The following is a 17,370-nucleotide window of genomic DNA, read 5'->3' on the forward strand; positions in this document are numbered from 1 at the left end:
TTCGCCTTGTGCACCCTGATTGTTGGGCGGTCTTTCCGCCTGTGCGGCGAGGCCGAGGCGGCTTGCGCCGCCTGATATTCTTCAGTTGCGGGCGCGCCAGAAGGCGATCTGCCTGCGGACTTCGGAGGGTGCGGTGCCGCCGAAGCTCTTGCGGCTGGCGACCGAGGCTTCGACGGTCAGCACGTCATAGACCTTGTCGGTGATCGAGGCATGGATCACCTGCAGGTCGGCGAGCGGCAGTTCGGCCAGATCGCAGCCTTTGCCTTCGGCAAGCGCCACGGCCCGACCGGTGACGTGATGGGCATCGCGGAAGGGCAGGCCCGCTTCGCGCACCAGCCAGTCGGCAAGGTCGGTTGCCGTCGAGAAGCCGGAGCCGGCCGCAGCCTTCATGCGCGCGGTGTTGACGGTCATGTCGCGTACCATGCCGGTCATGGCGGCGATTGCCAGTTCCAGGCTCTCGGCCGCGTCGAAGACCTGTTCCTTGTCTTCCTGCATGTCCTTTGAATAGGCGAGCGGCAGGCCCTTCATGATCGTCAGCAGCGCCACCAGCGAGCCGTTGATGCGACCGGTCTTGGCGCGCACCAGTTCGGCGGCATCCGGGTTCTTCTTCTGCGGCATGATCGAGGAGCCGGTCGAGAAGGCGTCGGACAGGCGGACGAAACCGAATTGCGGGGTCGACCAGATGACGATCTCTTCGGCCAAACGCGACAGGTGCATGCCGGTGATCGCGGCGATCGACAGGAACTCGATGGCGAAATCGCGGTCGGAGACCGTATCGATGGAGTTGCGGGTCGGCTCGCGGAAACCGAGCGCCTTGGCGGTCATATGGCGGTCGATCGGATAGCCGGTGCCGGCAAGGGCCGCCGCGCCGATCGGGCTTTCGTCCAGATGCTCGATGGCGTGGCGCACGCGCGAGCGGTCGCGGCCGAACATTTCGACATAGGCCATGCAGTGATGGCCGAAGGTCACGGGCTGGGCGGTCTGCAGATGGGTGAAGCCCGGCATGACGCTTTCGGCATGCTCGTCGGCGCGGTCGAGGAAGGCAGCGATCAGGCCGGTCAGCATCTTCTCGGTCTTCTCAAGCTCTTCCTTCACCCAGAGGCGGAAGTCGAGCGCCACCTGGTCGTTGCGCGAGCGGGCGGTGTGCAGCCGGCCGGCCGCCGGTCCGATCAGCGTCGCCAGGCGCGCTTCGATATTCATATGGATGTCTTCGAGCCGGCGCGAAAATTCGAAATTGCCGCTTTCGATTTCTGACAGGATCGTGTTTAGCCCGTGAACGATCTTGTCCTTATCCTCGGCCGATATGATGCCCTGATGGGCGAGCATGGTCGCGTGGGCGATCGAACCGCGGATATCCTGCGCGAAAAGCTTCTTGTCGAAACCGATCGAGGCATTTATCTCCTCCATGATCGCGTCCGGGCCGGAGGCGAAGCGCCCGCCCCACATCTGGTTTGAAGATTTGGTATCCGTGGTGTCGGCCATGAAGGTGCCCGCCTTGAATGCATGTCCTGGAGAATGAAATGACGACAAAGAAATCCCTTGGGCTGCCATCCGTGAAATGGATCGCGATAGCCGCCGTTGCGGGCGTCGTTGCCGGTGCGGCAGCGGTATACGTGAAGGAGACGGGGATTGGCAATGGCGGCGGTGAAACGGCTTCGGCCGAATGCAAGCTGGCCCGGGATCGCATCGCCAGCGTCACACCGCTGATGAAGGGGCAGGTGGCCGCTATGGTCGCTGCCTATGAGCCACGCAAGCTGACGGCGGTCTCCTTCAACGGGCCGGACGGCAAGCCGCTGACGCTCGATCATTTTGCCGGCAAGACCGTGCTCCTTAATCTCTGGGCGACATGGTGCGTGCCCTGCCGCGAGGAGATGCCGGCGCTGAACGCGCTCGAAAAGGAAATGGGCAGCGACAAGTTCCAGGTGGTGCCCGTCAATATCGACAGCGGCGACGACGAGAAGCCGAAGACCTTCCTGGCCGAGACCGGCGTCGATGCGCTGCAGCTCTATCGCGACAATACAATTGCAGTGTTCAACAGCTTGAAGAAGGAGGGTCTCGCCATGGGGCTGCCGGTGACGCTGTTAATCGACGACAAGGGATGCCTGATTTCGGCAATGAACGGGCCGGCTGCCTGGGACAGCGACGATGCCAAGGCCCTGATCAAGGGTGTGGTCGGTTCCTAAGTAGCCCGTCAGAAGTCTCCGTCTCCTTTGATGAGAAAGACGCCCGCAAGCCCGATAAGGACGCAGCATTGCAGCAGGAACATTGGTGTTTCAGTCGACATGGCGTTTCCTCCCATTCACGGCAAGGAAAGCATTTCGCGGGCGTTCGGTCCATTCGCCCTTTCTGATGATGTCTGATTACCGCGTCGGAACCGGCACTTCGCCGCGATAGTCGTAGAAGCCGCGGCCGGACTTGCGCCCGAGCCAGCCGGCCTCGACATACTTCACCAGCAGCGGGCAGGGGCGGTATTTCGAGTCCGCCAGGCCGTCATGCAGCACCTGCATGATCGAAAGGCAGGTGTCGAGGCCGATGAAATCGGCAAGCTGCAGCGGTCCCATCGGATGGTTGGCGCCGAGTTTCATCGCCGTGTCGATGGCGTCGACCGTGCCGACGCCTTCATAGAGCGTGTAGATCGCCTCGTTGATCATCGGCAGAAGGATGCGGTTGACGATGAAGGCCGGGAAATCCTCGGCGACGGTGATGGTCTTTTCCAGCGTGCCGACGAATTCCTTGGCGGCCGAGAAGGTCTTCTCATCGGTCGCAATGCCGCGCACCAGTTCGACCAGCTTCATCACCGGCACCGGGTTCATGAAATGAATGCCCATGAAGCGTTCGGGGCGGTCGGTGGCGGCAGCAAGCCGGGTGATGGAAAGGGAAGAGGTGTTGGTGGCAAGCAGCGCTTCCGGCTTCAGGACCGGACAAACCTGCGCATAGATCTTGCGCTTGACCGTTTCATCCTCGGTGGCGGCCTCAATGACCAGATCGGAGGGTGCGAGATCATTGACATCGGACGAGCCTGTGATGAGCGACAAGGTCGACTTGCGCTCCTCTTCGGTCATCTTGCTGTTCGTGACCAAACGAGCCAGGTTGCCGTTGATGGTGGCAAGGCCGGACTCGATGCGATCCTGTGAGAGATCGTAGATGTGAACCCTGTAACCTGCGGCGGCCGAAACATGCGCGATGCCGCAGCCCATCTGGCCGGCACCGATAATACCAATATTCTTCAACACCGCATTCATCTCCAAACCCCCGCACGGCATCTGCCCCCGCGCTGCCGCATTTTTTAGCAATGCTGCCGGACGAAGGATCGCCCGGCAGCAGTAGTAGCCCGATAAAAGATAATTTTCCAGTCATTCGCAAGTGCGAAAGAAAAGCATTTGAGGCGTTTGAAGCGCGCCGTGATCTTTCGGATTCGCTTCTCGCGCTTTCGGTCTTTGCGCGACGTGTTTTAAAGCGCCTTTTCCAATTCCGGCAGGGCTTCGAACAGATCGGCGACGAGGCCATAGTCGGCAACCTGGAAGATCGGCGCCTCCTCGTCCTTGTTGATCGCGACGATCACCTTGCTATCCTTCATGCCGGCCAGATGCTGGATGGCACCCGAGATGCCGGCAGCGATATAAAGATCAGGGGCGACGACCTTGCCGGTCTGGCCGACCTGCCAGTCGTTCGGCGCATAACCGGCATCGACGGCGGCGCGGGATGCGCCGACGGCAGCACCGAGCTTGTCGGCAAGCGGCAGGATGACTTCCTTGAATTTCTCCGCCGAACCGAGTGCCCGGCCGCCGGAAAGGATGATCTTCGCCGAGGTCAGTTCCGGCCGGTCGGAGGCCGACAGCGCATCCTTCACGAAGCGCGACAGGCCGGGATCGGAGACCGCCGCGATCGCCTCCACTGGTGCGGAGCCGCCTTCGGTGGCGGAAGCAAACGAGGCGGTGCGCACGGTGATCACCTTCTTGGCATCACTGGCCTGCACCGTCTGGATGGCATTGCCGGCATAGATCGGCCGCTTGAAGGTGTCGGATGAGATCACCTCGATGATCTCGGAGACCTGGGCGACATCGAGCAGGGCAGCGACACGCGGCAGCACGTTCTTGCCGACCGAGGTGGCGGCCGAGACGATCGTGTCATAAGAGCCGGCCAGCGAGACGATCAGGTCGGCCAGCGGTTCGGCCAGATTGTTGGCAAGCGCGTCGCTTTCGGCCAGCAGCACCTTGGAGACGCCGGAGAGCTTGGCAGCCGCATCGGCTGCAGCCTTGGCGCCCTTGCCGGCAATCAGCACATGGATATCGGAGCCGATCTGCGTTGCTGCCGTAAGCGCCTTGGCGGTCTGGTCGGAGAGGCTGACATTGTCGTGGTCGGCCAGAAGAAGAATGGTCATGATGGTGTTCTCTCTTTCCTGGCTTAAAGCACGCCGGCTTCGTTCTTCAGTCTGTCGATCAGTTCGGCGACCGATTTGACCTTGACGCCGGCCTTGCGGCCACCGGGCTCCTCGGTCTTCAGCACCTTCAGCCGCGGCGTGGTGGAGACACCGAAGTCAGCCGGCGACTTCTTGTCGAGCGGCTTCTTCTTCGCCTTCATGATGTTTGGCAGTGAGGCATAACGCGGTTCGTTCAGTCTGAGATCCGATGTGACCACCGCCGGCAGCTTGATCTCGATCGTCTGCAGGCCGCCATCGACCTCGCGGGTGACCTCAGCCTTGCCGTCGCCGATCTCGATCTTCGAGGCGAAGGTTGCCTGAGCCGAACCCAAGAGCGCTGCCAGCATCTGGCCGGTCTGGTTGCTGTCGTCGTCGATCGCCTGCTTGCCGACGATGATCAGGCCCGGCTGTTCGGCATCGGCGACACCCTTGAGGATCTTGGCCACAGTGAGCGGCTCGACCTGATCCTCGGTCTCGACCAGGATCGCCCGGTCGGCACCCATGGCAAGTGCCGTCCTCAGCGTCTCCTCGGCCTTGGCCGGACCGATCGAGACCACCACCACTTCCTCACACTTGCCGGCCTCCTTCAGACGCAGCGCCTCTTCCACCGAAATCTCGTCGAACGGGTTCATCGACATCTTCACATTGGCAAGCTCGACACCGGAACCATCCGGCTTTACCCGGATCTTCACGTTGTAGTCGACGACGCGTTTGACGGGCACGAGAATCTTCATGGTGTCCTTCCTTCAGGGGAAATTGGCTTCAACGAAAATGCGCGCTCGCGCGCCATTTCGATTGTCGAATGGCGACATGGATACGCGCTTTTCCTCCAATTACAACGCTTCCATGCCAGCGACGGGCGATTTGCCGGGCAATATATGGACGTTTACGTTCACGTCAATATTCTTGTCGGCGCCGCCCCCAGGGAAGGCGTTGAACCTTGCGCCCGGCTGCGTCGACGGCGATGGCCGGACCGGCGCCGGGATCGCTTCGCACAGCCCGGGGTGTGACGATTTCCCGGTCGAAGAGCGGCACACCCGGCCGGCGCAACACCAGGATCAGAAGCGCTCCGGCAAGGATGCCGCCGACATGTGCGCCCCAGGAAACGTCGCCGTCGGGTGCGACCGCCAGCATGAAGAATTGTTGGCCGATCCACAAAAGCAGCGGCACGAAGGCCGGCAGCGGCAGCGGCACGCGGAAGAAGACCAGAACCCAGACCTTGACGCGCGGATGCAGCAAGACATAGGCGGCAATCACACCGGAAATCGCCCCCGAGGCGCCGACCAGCGGCGCTTGCGATGTCATGGTCAGCAGGCCGTGGCAGAGCGCGCCGGCAGCCGCGCAAAGGAGATAGAAAATCAGGAAGCGCAGATGTCCCATGGCATCCTCGACATTGTCGCCGAAGACCCAGAGGAAGATCATGTTGGAGGCCAGATGCCAGAAGCCGGAATGGACGAAGGCATAGGTGAGGTAGGTCAGCGGCTCCGGCACGATTTCCAGCCCCTGCGCCAGCACCGCGTCGCCAAAGGCGATCGCCGGGATATAGCCGAGCCCGACGGTCGTTGCCTGGGCTGCTTGCTCGCTCTCCAGGCTGGTAAAGAGCCAGACCGCAATATTCAGCGCGATCAGTGAGAGCGTCACCCACTGCACCTTGATATATTTCAGCGTGTTGGCGTCATGAAAAGGTATGAACATCAAGCCCCCCGGCAATCGTGATCGCGGCAAGCCTATCTGTTTTTTCCCGGAACCCAAAGCACATCCGCATGACCTCGGTCATTTGCATGACGCGCGGCGACGAAGAGGAAATCGGAGAGCCGGTTGATATATTTCCTCGCCGGTTCGCTGACGATTTCGCCGTCGGTGCGGGCAAGCGCCACCATCAAACGCTCGGCGCGCCGCACAATCGTGCGGGCCAGATGCAGCTGTGCGGCGGCCGGGCTGCCGCCCGGCAGGACGAAGGACGTCAGCGGCTGCAGGCCGGCGTTCAGCCGGTCGATATCGTGCTCCACGCGGTCGACCTGCTTCTTGACAATCCGCAGCGGTTCATAGGCCGGCGGCTCGCCGGTATCGGGAGTGGCGAGATCGGCGCCGAGATCGAAGAGATCGTTCTGGATCGACATCAGCATGGCGTCGAGTTCGGGCAGGCCTGATGTATGCAGCCGCGCCAGCCCGATCGCGGAATTGGCCTCGTCGATCGTGCCATAGGCTTCGACGCGCAGATCGTCCTTCGCGCGGCGCGGGCCGGACACCAGCCCCGTGGTGCCGTCGTCGCCGGTTTTGGTGTAGATCTTGTTGAGTTTTACCATGTTGCACCCCCGGTGGGCGGGAGGGCTGAACCACCCCACCCTCCGTCATGCTCGGGCTTGACCCGAGCATCCACGCCGCATCCAGCAGCGGCTACGGGGATGGATCCTCGGGTCAAGCCCGAGGATGACGGAGGGTGGGGTTGGCCTTTTCGCCAAACTCGCCCCGGCATACTGACGCACACCGCGTCGAGGTGCTTCCTCAAGCCGGCGCTCACCTCTGCTCCTTCATTTCTGTCCGTCATCAAAATAGCCCTCCCACGGTCATGTCGGCCGACCGCCGCCGGTGATCCAGAGTGTCAGCATGATCAGGAAAATGGCGATTGCCTGTAACAGGACGCGAAGCTGCATCAGCTTGTTGGAACGATTGGCGTCGCCGCCCTTCATCATGTTGAAGAGGCCGCGGATCAGGACCAGGGCGACGCAGCCCATGACGATGATCGCGAGGATATAGGTGACCGTGGACATGGCATTCAGCTTTCTCAGTCCGTCCAGCGCATCAGGCGGTAGAAGAGGTCTGCCGGAAGCAGCCGCTTCAGGAACATGCCCTGCTTGGCCGGTGTCGTTACAGGATAATGTGGCCTCGGATTTTTCGAGTTCAATGCGTGTTTCAAGACGGAATAGACCGCTTCCGGGCCAAGCTTATGGCGGTTGACCGGGCCGGATCCGTCGAGTCTTGCCAGTTGCCTGACATAGTCGGCCGCGTGCGGCGAATTCTCGACGTCGATATGCTCCTTGATCTTGGCGAGCGCGTTGGTGGTGAAACGTGTGGCGATCGGTCCGGGCTCGATCAGGCTCACATGGATGCCGCTGCCCTGCAGTTCCATGCGCAGGGTGATGCTGAGGCCTTCGAGCGCGAACTTGGAGGCGGTATAGGCGCCGCGATAGCGATAGGGCACGACGCCGAGGATGGACGAGCATTGCACGATCCGGCCCTGGCCGTATTTGCGCATTGCCGGGATCACCTGCCGCGTCAATTCGTGCCAGCCGAAGAAATTCGCCTCGAACTGGGCGCGCAGCGTTGCCGTCGAAAGATCCTCGACGGCGCCCGGCTGGCCGTAGGCGCCATTGTTGAAGAGCGCGTCGATGCGGCTGCCGCTGCGTTGCAAGACGGTGTCGACCAGCGCGGAAATCGTCTCGGGCCTGGCATAATCCATCAGGAAGGCTTCGATGCCGTCGGCTTCCAGCGCCGGCAAATCTTCCGGTTTGCGCACCGTTGCGAAGACGCGCCATCCATCGGCTTTCAGCGCCCGCGCGCAATGCGCACCGATACCGGACGAGCATCCGGTCACGACGATGCTGCGCTCTGCCGCCATGGAATGATTCCTGTACAAAATGGGACTCGTTTCCCATATTCGGCCAGAGGATACAATCTGGAAAGCCGGGAACGGAATGCCGAAGGCGCTGCGCACGATCTATGACGTGGTCTATGACGCGATCTGTCACATGGTCGAGGATGACGGCTTCGCCATGGCGAGCCATGTGGCGCTGTCGAGCCTGCTTGCGGTTTTCCCCTTCCTGATCTTCGGTACCGCACTGGCAAGCTTCCTCGGCGCCGATCAATTCTCCTCGACTGCCATCCATCTGATCTTCGACACCTGGCCCGAGGCGATCGCCAAGCCGCTCGCCGACCAGGTGCTGCAGGTGCTGACCATTCCGCGCGGCGGGCTGCTGACGATCTCGGTGCTGGCGGCCGCCTATTTCGCCTCGAACGGCGTCGAGGCGCTGCGCATCTCGCTCAACCGCGCCTACCGGGTGCAGGAGACGCGGCCGTGGTATTTCACCCGTCTCGCCAGCCTCGGCTATGTGCTGATCGCGGTGATCATCTTTGCGGCGATCAGCATTCTGCTGGTCGCCGTGCCGCTGGCGCTCGATTATGCCCGGAACTGGTTTCCGCTGTTTGCCGATACGCTCGACATCGTCTTCAGCTGGCGCATCTACGGCACGCTCGTCGTGCTGACCGTCGGGCTGCTGGTCATGCATCTCTGGCTGCCGGCCGGCAAGCGGCGGGTCTTCGACGTCATTCCGGGCGTGCTGCTGACCCTGCTGCTCTGGCTCGCCGGGGCGCTGATCTTTGCCTACTACCTCGCGACCTTCGCCAATTATACCGCAACCTATGCCGGCCTTGCCTCGGTCATGATCGTGCTGATCTTCCTCTATATGGTCGGCGTCATCTTCATCATCGGCGCCGAGATCAATGCGGCGCTGATCAAGTTCCGCGTCTTCCGGATGTTTTCCCACACGCTTTCGATCGTCGGCAGGCAGCGTGTCGAAAGGCCATCAGAGCCCGACAAGGCGGCGAATATCGGCCCCTGACATGCCGCAGGCCCGCAATTCGCCAATGCCGCTGTCGCCCTGGCTTTTCGAAAGCTTGCGGCCGGCATCGTCGAGAATGAGACGATGATGATGATAAACCGGCTGCGGCAGGCCGAGCAGGACCTGCAGCAGCCGGTGCACCGATGTCGCGGGGAAGAGGTCGAGCCCGCGCACCACATGGGTGACATCCTGAAGAGCATCGTCGACCACCACCGAAAGATGATAGCTCGACGGGGCGTCCGAGCGCGACAGGATGACATCGCCCCAAACTTCCGGCTCGGCGGCGATCTCGCCCGATCTGCCGTCGCCGGTTTCGGTCCAGAACAGCAGCTCGCCGATCAGGTCGAGCGCCTTGCGCATATCGAGGCGCCAGGCATGTTTCTTCCCCGCGGCCAGCATCCCCCGCCATTCGTCTTCCGGGCGCCCGCGATCGCTCGCGGGGTAATGCGGCGTGCCGTCGGGATCGCGCGGCCAGGACCTGCCGGCCGCCTCATAGGCTATGACGCGCGTCTTCACCTCGCCGCGCGTCAGGAAGGCCGGATAGACCAGGCCGCGTTCGATCAGCGCGTTCAGTGCTACCTGATATTCGGGGAAATGTTCCGACTGCCGCCGCACCGGGCTTTCCCAGCCGATCCCCAGCCAGTCGAGATCCCTGAGGATGCCAGCCTCGAACTCGGGCGTGCAGCGCGTCTGGTCGATATCCTCGATGCGGAGCAGCAGGCGGCCATGTTCGGCCGCCGCCATGTCGTGGTTCAAGAGGGCCGAGAGGGCATGACCGAGATGCAGCTGCCCGTTAGGGCTCGGCGCAAAACGAAAAACAGGTTTTTGACGCTCGTTCGTGGTCATGCTTTCTTCTGCCATGGATTTGAGTTTCGAACCACTGCGAGGCGATGTGCAGATCATCCGCAATGAAGACGACGTCAGGCAAGGGCTCGAAGCGCTGCTTCGCCTCGATCCGCGGCTTGTGCCGATCGCGGCCGATGCCGGGCCTGTGCCGCTGCGGCTGCGTGAACCGGGTTTTGCCGGGCTTGCCCATATCATCGTCTCGCAAATGGTGTCGCGCGCCAGCGCCGAGGCGATCTGGCGGCGCATGCAGCCTGCGGACGGTCTCCTGACCGCCGAAGGTTACACGCTGCTTCACGCCGAGGCCTGGCGCGACTTCGGCCTGTCGCGCGCCAAGGCCGAGACCCTGTCGCGGATCGCCGAAGCCGTCGCCTCCGGCCGTCTCGATCTTTCCGGGCTCTGCCTGAAGCCGCCTGGTGAAGCGCTTGGCGAACTGACGGCGCTGAAAGGCGTCGGTCCGTGGACGGCGGAGGTCTATCTGATGTTCTGCGGCGGCCATGCCGATGTGTTTCCGGCCGGTGATGTCGCGCTGCAAAATGCCGTCGGTGCGGCATTCGGTCTCGCGGCGCGGCCTCAGGCAAAGGCGCTGACGGCGCTTGCGGAAGCCTGGTCGCCGTGGCGCTCGGTGGCGGCACGGCTTTTCTGGGCCTATTATGCCACGAAAACGCGCCGCGACATGGTGCCGACTGCCTGATCGGCCACACTCTTCAAATTGCCTTTATCCTCTGAATTTATTGGACTTCACAATCCTGTAACAACCGGCCTAATATACAGGTGCAGATGCCGAATCGATCAGGAGAGTCCCTTGACGATTGCAGTCTCCCCCCAGGCCCTGCCAGCGCTCGTTCTGAACGCTGACTACCGGCCACTGAGTTATTACCCCTTGTCGCTGTGGTCCTGGCAGGACGCGATCAAGGCGGTATTTCTCGACCGTGTGAACATCATTGCAGAATATGAGCATTCGGTTTCCTCGCCGAGTTTTTCGATGCGGCTTCCGAGTGTCGTGTGCCTCAAGACCTATGTTCAGCCGTCCCGCAATCCCGCCTTCACCCGGTTCAACGTCTTCCTGCGCGACCGGTTCGAGTGCCAGTATTGCGGCGCCCATGACGATCTGACTTTCGATCACGTCATCCCGCGCGCCCATGGCGGCGAGACGACCTGGGAGAATGTCGTGGCCGCCTGTTCGCCCTGCAATCTGCGCAAGGGCAGCAAGCTACCCAAGCAGGCCAGCATGTTCCCGGCGCAGAAGCCCTATCAGCCGACGGTGCAGGATCTGCACAATAACGGCCGGCTGTTTCCGCCGAACTATCTGCACGACAGCTGGCTCGACTATCTCTACTGGGATACCGAACTGCAGCCCTGATCAAACCGCCTTAGGCCGCCTTGCGAACGCCAACGAAAGCGAAGGCGGCAAGCAGGATTCCGGCAATCACGTTCCAGCCCGCAAAAGAGAGGCCCAGCACCCGGAGCGCCGCATTGGTGCAGGACGGACCCTTGATCGTGTTGAGCTCGCCGAGCAGATCGCCGGCATTGGTCGTCATGCTGCTTGCCGTCGTCGAGCAGGTGGCCGGGCCGGGCCAGAAATGCCATTCGACGCCGGCGTGATAGACGCCCATGCCGGCGGTGACCAGCATCAGCATGCCGGCGGCGAGAATGAGCGCGCGGGTGATCCAGTTCGGCAGGCCGACGAGTTCCGAAACCGCGGCGAGGATAGCGATCGGGATGGCGTAATAGTAGGGCTGGCGCTGCAACAGGCAGAGCGCGCAGGGAATATAGCCGCCGATATATTGGAAACCAAGCGCCGTGCCGACCGCCGCCGCCATGCCGATGGCGAGCAATATGGAATAGACGAAGCCGGGGCGGGCGAGCGGCGAGGAGGTGGCAGTCATGGCGGAACTCCGCGAGATTTAGTGAGCGAAAGAGCGGTAGCCGACATATAGCACGATCACCGCAGTGGCACCGATGCCGACGATCTGGCCGAGGCGCTTCTCGATGAAGTCACGGATCGGCTCGCCATAACGGCGGAGCAGCCAGGCGAGGAAGAGGAAACGCGCGCCGCGGGCGACGATCGCCGAGACGACGAAAAGGCCCAGATTGACGTGGATGACGCCGGAGAGGATCGTGACGATCTTGATTGGCGGCAGATGCGCAAGACCTGATGTGACGAGCAGCAACAGGATCGTCTCGTAGGTGACATAGGCCTTCATCTGCTCGAAGGCGTCGAGCTTGCCGTAGAATTCGAGAACCGGCCGCGCCACCGTCTCATAGGCGTAATAGCCGAGCGCCCAGCCGGCGATGCCCCCGAGCACGGAAGCGATGGTCGCGATCACCGCGTAGCGATAGGAGCGTTCCGGCTTGGAAAGCGCCATCGGCAGGAACAGTACATCGGCGGGGACGAGAAAGACGGAGCTTTCGACGAAGGCGATGACGGCGAGCCAGACTTCGGCCGATTTGCGCGCGGCCAGAGACATGGTCCAGTCGTAAAGTCTGCGGAGCATTCCGTTCCCTTCCTGTTGCGGTGCAAAAAAGCTTTAGGGGCCGTGGGCGGCGCTGTAAATGCTCGCCCGTGTCCTTCGTGCCACCGCCGCCTAAAAATTTCGTGATGCGGGCCCCGCCGCCCCTCCCAAGATTTCACGTGATGGCGAATCGGCCATTCTGCGGCAAGCTGTCTCAAAGCGTGATGCCGAAAACTGTGGGCGGTTTTTAGACGACATCATGCTCCAGCTGAATTGGGGCGACGTGCAGGGTGGCATGAGAATGTTCAAAGTGATCGAAGGCGGCCGCGGGCAGGCCGTGCAGATGGCCGACCGGTCCGAAGAGGGCGGCAGGCCGAGCAGGGAGGATGTGCGCCGGGAGGCCGCACGGCGGCTGAGCGAAAGCGGCTATCCTCCGTCGCGCATCCGGGAATTTGCGACCGGCGTGCCGATGCTGGCGTCGCTTAAATATTTGTCGCTGCAGATCGATTTTGCAGCCGAGACATTGTCGCGGCTCGACCCGATCCCGGAGGATTTCCGCGCTGACGGCTATTGGCCGGCTGGCTGAGGTAATCGCAATTCGCGGATGTACGTCGGTGTTGCCTCAGGAGAGGTCCATCGACTTTTCCCACTGCTGACGCAGGTCGTTCATCTCCGTGCGTTTCTGCGCCATTTCACTGACGGCGGCACGCAGATTGGGATGACGCGACATGAACATGTTGAAGTCGCGCCGTTCGAGTACTTCGAACTGGCAGAAATCGACGGCGATGACGTCGGCGGTGCGCCGACCGCCGGTCAGAAGCGCCATTTCGCCGAAGAAGGCGCCGGGCTCCAGGCGGATCGCGCCGCTGGCGAGGCGGACTTCCACCGCCCCCGACGAAATGAAATACATGCCGTCGCCGCGGTCGCCGCGACGGATGACGCGTTCGCCTGGTGGAGCGGATTTTGCCTTGAAGAGCAGCAGCAGTTCCTCTTGCGCGTCTTCGTTGACCTCGGAGAACAAGGGAAAAGTCTCGATCAGCTGCTGCATTTTCAGCTGATGCTCGCGTTCGCGCTCCTCGCCGAGCGCCCTGATCTTTTCCAGTTCCTTGCTGAGCGTTTTCTGCCTCTTCCTGCCGTAGCTTTCCCAAAGGGAGGGCCATCTCGAATGGACGAATTTCTTCAACCCGTCGGTCGCCAGGATCACGATCGGGTTGAGCGTGATCGACAGGATTGCGGCGGCAAGGATCAGATCCTGGCCCTCATGCGGCAAAAGCCCGAGCGATACGCCGAGGCCGGCGAGGATGAAGGAGAACTCGCCGATCTGGGCAAGGCCGCCGGCCAATGTCAGCCCCAGGCCGATCGGGTATCGCAGCAGTATGACGATCATGAAGGTGATGATGGCCTTGCCGAGGATGACGAGCGCCAGCGCGCCGATCACCGCCAGCGGCTGGCTGACCAGGATAGATGGGTCGAAGAGCATGCCGACGGAGACGAAGAACAGCACGGAGAAGGCGTTCTGCAGCGGCAGAGAGTCGGCGGCCGCCCTATGGCTGAGCTGGGATTCGCTCATGACGACGCCGGCAAAAAAGGCACCGAGCGCAAAGGAGACGCCGAAGATCGCCGCCGAGCCGAAGGCGATGCCCAGCGCGATCGCCAGGACCGTCAGCGTAAAGAGTTCACGCGAACCGGTGCGGGCGATCATCGTCAGCAGCCAGGGCACGATGCGCGGGCCGAGGAAGATCGCCATGGCGGCGAAGCCGGCCACCTTCAAGAGCGTCAGGCCGATCGTCAGCGCCAGGGAAAGCTCGCCGAGGCCGTGATTGTTCGTCGCAGCGGCGTTGCCGCCGAGAAGCTCTGCGAGCGCCGGCAGCAGCACCAGCGCCAGCACCATCACCAGGTCCTCGACGATCAGCCAGCCGACGGCGACGCGCCCGCTTGGCGCGTTGACGAGATTGCGCTCCTCCAGCGCCTTCAGCAGAACGACGGTGCTCGCCACCGACAGGCTGAGGCCCAAGACGATGCCGGCGCCGAGGCTCCAGCCCCAGAGTTTACAAAGGCCGATGCCCAACAGGGTGGCGAGGATGATGCGCCCGATCGCGCCCGGCACAGCGATCCCTCGGACGGCGAGCAGGTCGGATGCGGAAAAATGCAGGCCGACGCCGAACATCAGCAGGATGACACCCATTTCGGCGAGCTGGCCGGCAAGAGCGGTGTCGGCGACGAAACCCGGCGTGAACGGCCCCATCAGAATGCCGGCGAGGAGATAGCCGACGAGCGGCGGCAGCCGCAGCCGGTCGGCGCCATAACCCAGGATCGCGGCGAAAACGAAACTGACGGCAACCGTTGCGATAAGCCCTACTTCCTGATGCACGTCCGACCCTTCCTGTGATGGCGGCGGCCACTCTGTACGAAGTACAAGCAAAATTAAACAGTTGATTTGGCGGGTGGCGGACCTTGTTCTCAATCCTTGCGATCAGGCGTAGAACTGGTCTTCTGTCGTCTGCGGCCGGCCCGCGCGGTCGGCGATGTTGGAACCAGTTGCGTCTTGTCTCGTTGCCCTTTCATCCAGAAAGGAGAAACGACATGCGGAAGATCATCCTGAATTGTACTGTAGCGGCCCTTGCCGCCTGCTCGTTTGCAGCGCCTGTTCTCGCCGACAGTGTCTATGTCAGGGAACGTACCTATGATGACGGTTATCGTCATGAACGGGTCAGACCCGGCATCACCATCAGCGAGCGTGGCGTCACTTTCGGTGCGGTGCGCGAACGTGACCACCGCCGCTATCGCGACAACGGCTGCGAAACCAGAAGTGTCACCCGTCAGACCGACGAGGGCGAAGTGACCAAAACCGTCCGGCGTTGCAATTAACCGGAAATAAGCGACAATGACGAAGCCCGGTTCAAAGAGCCGGGTTTTCGCCTTTCCTGGCGCGCATACTCTCAATGCAGTGGTGAAACCCGTCCGTCGGTGTTATGAGCACGCCTTTGGTACAAGCGCATTCCCAGCGCAAACAACTCCTGCACAGGATCTTTTAGTATGATTGAGCTTACGCCGTCCCAGATCGCCGCACTGAAACTGGCCAGGGATGGAGACCTTTACCCTCAGCCTGCCAACAAATGGACGCATCAGAACGCGACGGTAACCTACGCGAAAAATGACCGTTGGAAAGAGCGCCCTCAGAAAATCAAATCGGTCACCGCCAAGACGCTGGGTGAGCTGAAGGAACCGGGTTTCCTCGAGCGGCGGCACCTGGATGACGATGTCTCGAAAGACGTCTACGGCATCACCATGGCCGGCAAGATGTGGCTGCTGAAGAACAAGTAGTTTCGGCTGGATTCGTGCTTTCGCGTCGGCTCTTGAAGCAAGGGCTACGCGGCGGCATTCAAGATGATGGTGCCACTATAATCGAACCAGTCCGCCTTCGTTCCTGACGGAACTGCGGCGCGACAGCCTACGCTCTGTGAGCTTCGGCTTGCCGAGCCGAAGCTCACAGAGCGTAGGCTGGTGCCCCATGCCGGGGTCGAACCAGCACTTCTTTCGAAACTCGATTTTGAGTCGAGCGCGTCTACCAATTCCGCCAATGGGGCAACGGAGTGAACGGGCGGCTGTCTAACATGTGAGCGCCCGCACGCGCAAGACGCGTGAGTGAAGTTATCAGACTGATCCGGTAGAGAGTTCCGGCCTCGTTTCGAGGCCGGAGCCATATATCTATTCTCAATGGGCAGCGGCGGGTGCCGGGCTGGTCAGGCCGGACTTCTTCAACGTGATTGCCAGGATCGAGGCCAGCAGGCAGAAGGCGCCGGCGACGAAGAAGGCGGGCAGGTAGCTCGAAAGCTCCGTGCGCGACAGGCCGGCGCCATAGGCGGCGGTGGCCGCACCCAGCTGATGACCGGCAAAGACCCAGCCGAAAACGAGGCCTGCCTTTTCGCGGCCGAAGCGGTCGGCGGCGATCTTGACCGTCGGCGGCACGGTGGCGATCCAGTCGAGGCCGTAGAAGACGGCAAAGATGGAGAGGCCGTAAAAGCTGAAATCGCTGAAGGGCAGATAGAGCAGCGAGAGGCCGCGAAAGCCGTAGTAAAAGAACAGCAGCCAGCGATTGTCGAAGCGGTCCGACAGCCAGCCGGAGCCGATCGTGCCGAAGAAATCGAAGATACCCATGACCGCCAGCACACTGGCGGCGGCCACCGGCACGATGCCGAAATCGCCGCAGAGGGTAACGAAATGGGTCTGGATCAGGCCATTGGTGCTAAGCCCGCAGATGAAGAAGGTGGCAAACAGGATCCAGAAGGTCGAGGTCTTGGAGATTTCCCTGAGTACGGTGATCGGCGTCATCAGCGCGACGCCGAGAGAGGTGCCCGCCGGCGGCGGTGTCACCTGCGTTTCTCCGACGGACGGCAGGTTGAGGTCGGCTGGCCGGTCCCGCATGAAGGCCAGCACGGCCAGGGCTGCGACCATGATCATGGCGCAGACGAAAAACACAGTCGATCTCCAGCCGTAGCGCTCCGTCAGCTCCGCCATCAGCGGCAGAAAGACAAGCTGGCCGGTGGCTGAACTCGCCGAAAGCATGCCGACGACGAGGCCACGATGCTTGGTGAACCAGCGGGTTGAGACCGTGGCCGCGAGCACCATGGCCGTCAGACCTGTGCCGAAGCCGACGACGATGCCCCAGAGCGCCAATAGATGCCAGAGCTTGGTCATGAACAGCGAACCGATGAAACCGGCGCCGATCAGGGCCAGGGCGAAAACGATGACCTTGCGGACGCCGAAATAATTCATGAAGGCGGCGGCGAACGGGCCCATGAAGCCGAAGAGGATCAGGCGGATCGCAAGAGCTGAGGAAATCTGCGAGGTCTCCCAGCCGAACTCGTCCTGCAGCGGCTTGATGAGAACGCCGGGTGCGCCCATGGCGCCGGCCGTGACCAGCATGGTGAGGAAGGTCGCGGCAACGACGACCCAGCCGTAGTGGATGTTGCGCCGGGCAAGGGTGGAGGCAAGGGCTGTGGAAACCATGGGCGAGATTCCGTTCGGATTC

20 protein-coding genes and 1 tRNA gene are annotated in these 17,370 nt (G+C 62.0%); 7 read left to right on the top strand and 14 right to left on the bottom strand.

Translation table 11 applies throughout. The features are described from left to right. Positions 1–81 precede the first annotated feature (81 nt). Positions 82–1,482 (bottom strand): argininosuccinate lyase, encoded by a 1,401-nt coding sequence (argH, locus tag FHX14_RS05490; RefSeq protein WP_184376516.1) that lies wholly within the window; start codon positions 1,480–1,482, stop codon positions 82–84. Between the two features lie 38 nt (positions 1,483–1,520). Here argH and FHX14_RS05495 point away from each other — a divergent pair, with 38 nt between their 5' ends. Further along, on the top strand, positions 1,521–2,183 hold the full coding sequence (locus FHX14_RS05495) for a TlpA disulfide reductase family protein (protein WP_184376517.1): 663 nt from the start codon (positions 1,521–1,523) through the stop codon (positions 2,181–2,183). Positions 2,184–2,360: 177 nt separating this feature from the next. Here FHX14_RS05495 and FHX14_RS05500 read toward each other — a convergent pair whose 3' ends face one another. The 7 genes from FHX14_RS05500 to FHX14_RS05530 all read right to left on the bottom strand — a co-directional run bounded on the left by FHX14_RS05500 (position 2,361) and on the right by FHX14_RS05530 (position 8,039). Beyond that, positions 2,361–3,242, bottom strand: a complete 882-nt coding sequence (locus FHX14_RS05500) for a 3-hydroxybutyryl-CoA dehydrogenase (protein WP_003589968.1) — start codon at positions 3,240–3,242, stop codon at positions 2,361–2,363. A gap of 209 nt (positions 3,243–3,451) precedes the next feature. Continuing rightward, a complete protein-coding gene (locus tag FHX14_RS05505) occupies positions 3,452–4,381 on the bottom strand; it encodes an electron transfer flavoprotein subunit alpha/FixB family protein (RefSeq protein WP_184376518.1) in 930 nt (309 codons plus the stop codon). A gap of 23 nt (positions 4,382–4,404) precedes the next feature. Next, entirely contained in the window at positions 4,405–5,154 is a 750-nt protein-coding gene (locus FHX14_RS05510) for an electron transfer flavoprotein subunit beta/FixA family protein (protein WP_184376519.1), read from the bottom strand. A gap of 163 nt (positions 5,155–5,317) precedes the next feature. After that, entirely contained in the window at positions 5,318–6,115 is a 798-nt protein-coding gene (locus tag FHX14_RS05515; protein ID WP_003589973.1) for a rhomboid family intramembrane serine protease, read from the bottom strand. A gap of 32 nt (positions 6,116–6,147) precedes the next feature. Beyond that, the gene (locus FHX14_RS05520) at positions 6,148–6,726 is read right to left on the bottom strand and encodes a cob(I)yrinic acid a,c-diamide adenosyltransferase (RefSeq protein ID WP_184376520.1); all 579 of its coding nucleotides are present in this window, start codon (positions 6,724–6,726) and stop codon (positions 6,148–6,150) included. A 261-nt stretch (positions 6,727–6,987) separates the two neighbouring features. Continuing rightward, on the bottom strand, positions 6,988–7,191 hold the full coding sequence (locus tag FHX14_RS05525) for a twin transmembrane helix small protein (RefSeq protein ID WP_003589977.1): 204 nt from the start codon (positions 7,189–7,191) through the stop codon (positions 6,988–6,990). Positions 7,192–7,205: 14 nt separating this feature from the next. Continuing rightward, positions 7,206–8,039, bottom strand: a complete 834-nt coding sequence (locus tag FHX14_RS05530; RefSeq protein WP_179612093.1) for an SDR family oxidoreductase — start codon at positions 8,037–8,039, stop codon at positions 7,206–7,208. Positions 8,040–8,115: 76 nt separating this feature from the next. Between FHX14_RS05530 and FHX14_RS05535 the strand changes: the two genes are divergently transcribed. After that, entirely contained in the window at positions 8,116–9,039 is a 924-nt protein-coding gene (locus FHX14_RS05535; protein WP_179612094.1) for a YihY/virulence factor BrkB family protein, read from the top strand. Here the strand turns inward: FHX14_RS05535 and gluQRS are convergent. After that, the gene (gene gluQRS / locus FHX14_RS05540) at positions 9,004–9,885 is read right to left on the bottom strand and encodes a tRNA glutamyl-Q(34) synthetase GluQRS (RefSeq protein WP_184376521.1); all 882 of its coding nucleotides are present in this window, start codon (positions 9,883–9,885) and stop codon (positions 9,004–9,006) included. The genes FHX14_RS05535 and gluQRS overlap by 36 nt on opposite strands. Here gluQRS and FHX14_RS05545 point away from each other — a divergent pair. Both FHX14_RS05545 and FHX14_RS05550 read left to right on the top strand, forming a co-directional pair. Continuing rightward, on the top strand, positions 9,884–10,576 hold the full coding sequence (locus FHX14_RS05545; RefSeq protein WP_184376522.1) for a DNA-3-methyladenine glycosylase: 693 nt from the start codon (positions 9,884–9,886) through the stop codon (positions 10,574–10,576). The genes gluQRS and FHX14_RS05545 overlap by 2 nt on opposite strands. A gap of 111 nt (positions 10,577–10,687) precedes the next feature. Then, a complete protein-coding gene (locus FHX14_RS05550; RefSeq protein ID WP_003567029.1) occupies positions 10,688–11,245 on the top strand; it encodes an HNH endonuclease in 558 nt (185 codons plus the stop codon). A 10-nt stretch (positions 11,246–11,255) separates the two neighbouring features. Here the strand turns inward: FHX14_RS05550 and FHX14_RS05555 are convergent, their stop codons facing one another. Both FHX14_RS05555 and FHX14_RS05560 read right to left on the bottom strand, forming a co-directional pair. Beyond that, positions 11,256–11,771: a disulfide bond formation protein B gene (locus FHX14_RS05555; protein WP_184376523.1), complete on the bottom strand. Its 516-nt coding sequence runs from the start codon at positions 11,769–11,771 to the stop codon at positions 11,256–11,258. An 18-nt stretch (positions 11,772–11,789) separates the two neighbouring features. After that, positions 11,790–12,380, bottom strand: a complete 591-nt coding sequence (locus tag FHX14_RS05560) for a YqaA family protein (protein WP_003589988.1) — start codon at positions 12,378–12,380, stop codon at positions 11,790–11,792. Positions 12,381–12,633: 253 nt separating this feature from the next. Between FHX14_RS05560 and FHX14_RS05565 the strand changes: the two genes are divergently transcribed. Further along, a complete protein-coding gene (locus tag FHX14_RS05565) occupies positions 12,634–12,924 on the top strand; it encodes a hypothetical protein (RefSeq protein ID WP_172643305.1) in 291 nt (96 codons plus the stop codon). A gap of 36 nt (positions 12,925–12,960) precedes the next feature. Here the strand turns inward: FHX14_RS05565 and FHX14_RS05570 are convergent, their stop codons facing one another. Further along, positions 12,961–14,709, bottom strand: a complete 1,749-nt coding sequence (locus tag FHX14_RS05570) for a cation:proton antiporter (protein ID WP_184376524.1) — start codon at positions 14,707–14,709, stop codon at positions 12,961–12,963. A 212-nt stretch (positions 14,710–14,921) separates the two neighbouring features. On the opposite strand from FHX14_RS05570, the gene FHX14_RS05575 reads away from it, so the two are divergent. Together FHX14_RS05575 and FHX14_RS05580 are read left to right on the top strand one after the other, a co-directional pair. Further along, entirely contained in the window at positions 14,922–15,206 is a 285-nt protein-coding gene (locus tag FHX14_RS05575; protein ID WP_012559111.1) for a hypothetical protein, read from the top strand. Between the two features lie 168 nt (positions 15,207–15,374). Further along, positions 15,375–15,662: a hypothetical protein gene (locus FHX14_RS05580; RefSeq protein ID WP_003589997.1), complete on the top strand. Its 288-nt coding sequence runs from the start codon at positions 15,375–15,377 to the stop codon at positions 15,660–15,662. A gap of 178 nt (positions 15,663–15,840) precedes the next feature. On the opposite strand, the gene FHX14_RS05585 is transcribed toward FHX14_RS05580, so the two are convergent. Both FHX14_RS05585 and FHX14_RS05590 read right to left on the bottom strand, forming a co-directional pair. Beyond that, positions 15,841–15,925: transfer RNA gene (locus FHX14_RS05585), tRNA-Leu, on the bottom strand. Positions 15,926–16,052: 127 nt separating this feature from the next. Next, on the bottom strand, positions 16,053–17,348 hold the full coding sequence (locus tag FHX14_RS05590; RefSeq protein WP_054182500.1) for an MFS transporter: 1,296 nt from the start codon (positions 17,346–17,348) through the stop codon (positions 16,053–16,055). Positions 17,349–17,370 lie beyond the last annotated feature (22 nt).

It is taken from the genome of Rhizobium sp. BK619 (genome assembly GCF_014195245.1).
Taxonomy (GTDB): Bacteria; Pseudomonadota; Alphaproteobacteria; order Rhizobiales; family Rhizobiaceae; genus Rhizobium; species Rhizobium acidisoli.

Excerpts from the sequence above, each read along its gene's own strand:
- FHX14_RS05515 (WP_003589973.1), bottom strand. The coding sequence starts at position 6,115 with ATGTTCATACCTTTTCATGACGCCAACACGCTGAAATATATCAAGGTG.
- FHX14_RS05520 (WP_184376520.1), bottom strand. The coding sequence starts at position 6,726 with ATGGTAAAACTCAACAAGATCTACACCAAAACCGGCGACGACGGCACC.
- FHX14_RS05590 (WP_054182500.1), bottom strand. The coding sequence starts at position 17,348 with ATGGTTTCCACAGCCCTTGCCTCCACCCTTGCCCGGCGCAACATCCAC.
- FHX14_RS05580 (WP_003589997.1), top strand. The coding sequence starts at position 15,375 with ATGATTGAGCTTACGCCGTCCCAGATCGCCGCACTGAAACTGGCCAGG.
- FHX14_RS05530 (WP_179612093.1), bottom strand. The coding sequence starts at position 8,039 with ATGGCGGCAGAGCGCAGCATCGTCGTGACCGGATGCTCGTCCGGTATC.
- FHX14_RS05525 (WP_003589977.1), bottom strand. The coding sequence starts at position 7,191 with ATGTCCACGGTCACCTATATCCTCGCGATCATCGTCATGGGCTGCGTC.
- FHX14_RS05560 (WP_003589988.1), bottom strand. The coding sequence starts at position 12,380 with ATGCTCCGCAGACTTTACGACTGGACCATGTCTCTGGCCGCGCGCAAA.
- FHX14_RS05535 (WP_179612094.1), top strand. The coding sequence starts at position 8,116 with ATGCCGAAGGCGCTGCGCACGATCTATGACGTGGTCTATGACGCGATC.
- FHX14_RS05565 (WP_172643305.1), top strand. The coding sequence starts at position 12,634 with ATGAGAATGTTCAAAGTGATCGAAGGCGGCCGCGGGCAGGCCGTGCAG.
- FHX14_RS05505 (WP_184376518.1), bottom strand. The coding sequence starts at position 4,381 with ATGACCATTCTTCTTCTGGCCGACCACGACAATGTCAGCCTCTCCGAC.
- gluQRS (WP_184376521.1), bottom strand. The coding sequence starts at position 9,885 with ATGACCACGAACGAGCGTCAAAAACCTGTTTTTCGTTTTGCGCCGAGC.
- FHX14_RS05575 (WP_012559111.1), top strand. The coding sequence starts at position 14,922 with ATGCGGAAGATCATCCTGAATTGTACTGTAGCGGCCCTTGCCGCCTGC.
- FHX14_RS05555 (WP_184376523.1), bottom strand. The coding sequence starts at position 11,771 with ATGACTGCCACCTCCTCGCCGCTCGCCCGCCCCGGCTTCGTCTATTCC.
- argH (WP_184376516.1), bottom strand. The coding sequence starts at position 1,482 with ATGGCCGACACCACGGATACCAAATCTTCAAACCAGATGTGGGGCGGG.
- FHX14_RS05500 (WP_003589968.1), bottom strand. The coding sequence starts at position 3,242 with ATGAATGCGGTGTTGAAGAATATTGGTATTATCGGTGCCGGCCAGATG.
- FHX14_RS05510 (WP_184376519.1), bottom strand. The coding sequence starts at position 5,154 with ATGAAGATTCTCGTGCCCGTCAAACGCGTCGTCGACTACAACGTGAAG.
- FHX14_RS05545 (WP_184376522.1), top strand. The coding sequence starts at position 9,884 with ATGCTTTCTTCTGCCATGGATTTGAGTTTCGAACCACTGCGAGGCGAT.
- FHX14_RS05495 (WP_184376517.1), top strand. The coding sequence starts at position 1,521 with ATGACGACAAAGAAATCCCTTGGGCTGCCATCCGTGAAATGGATCGCG.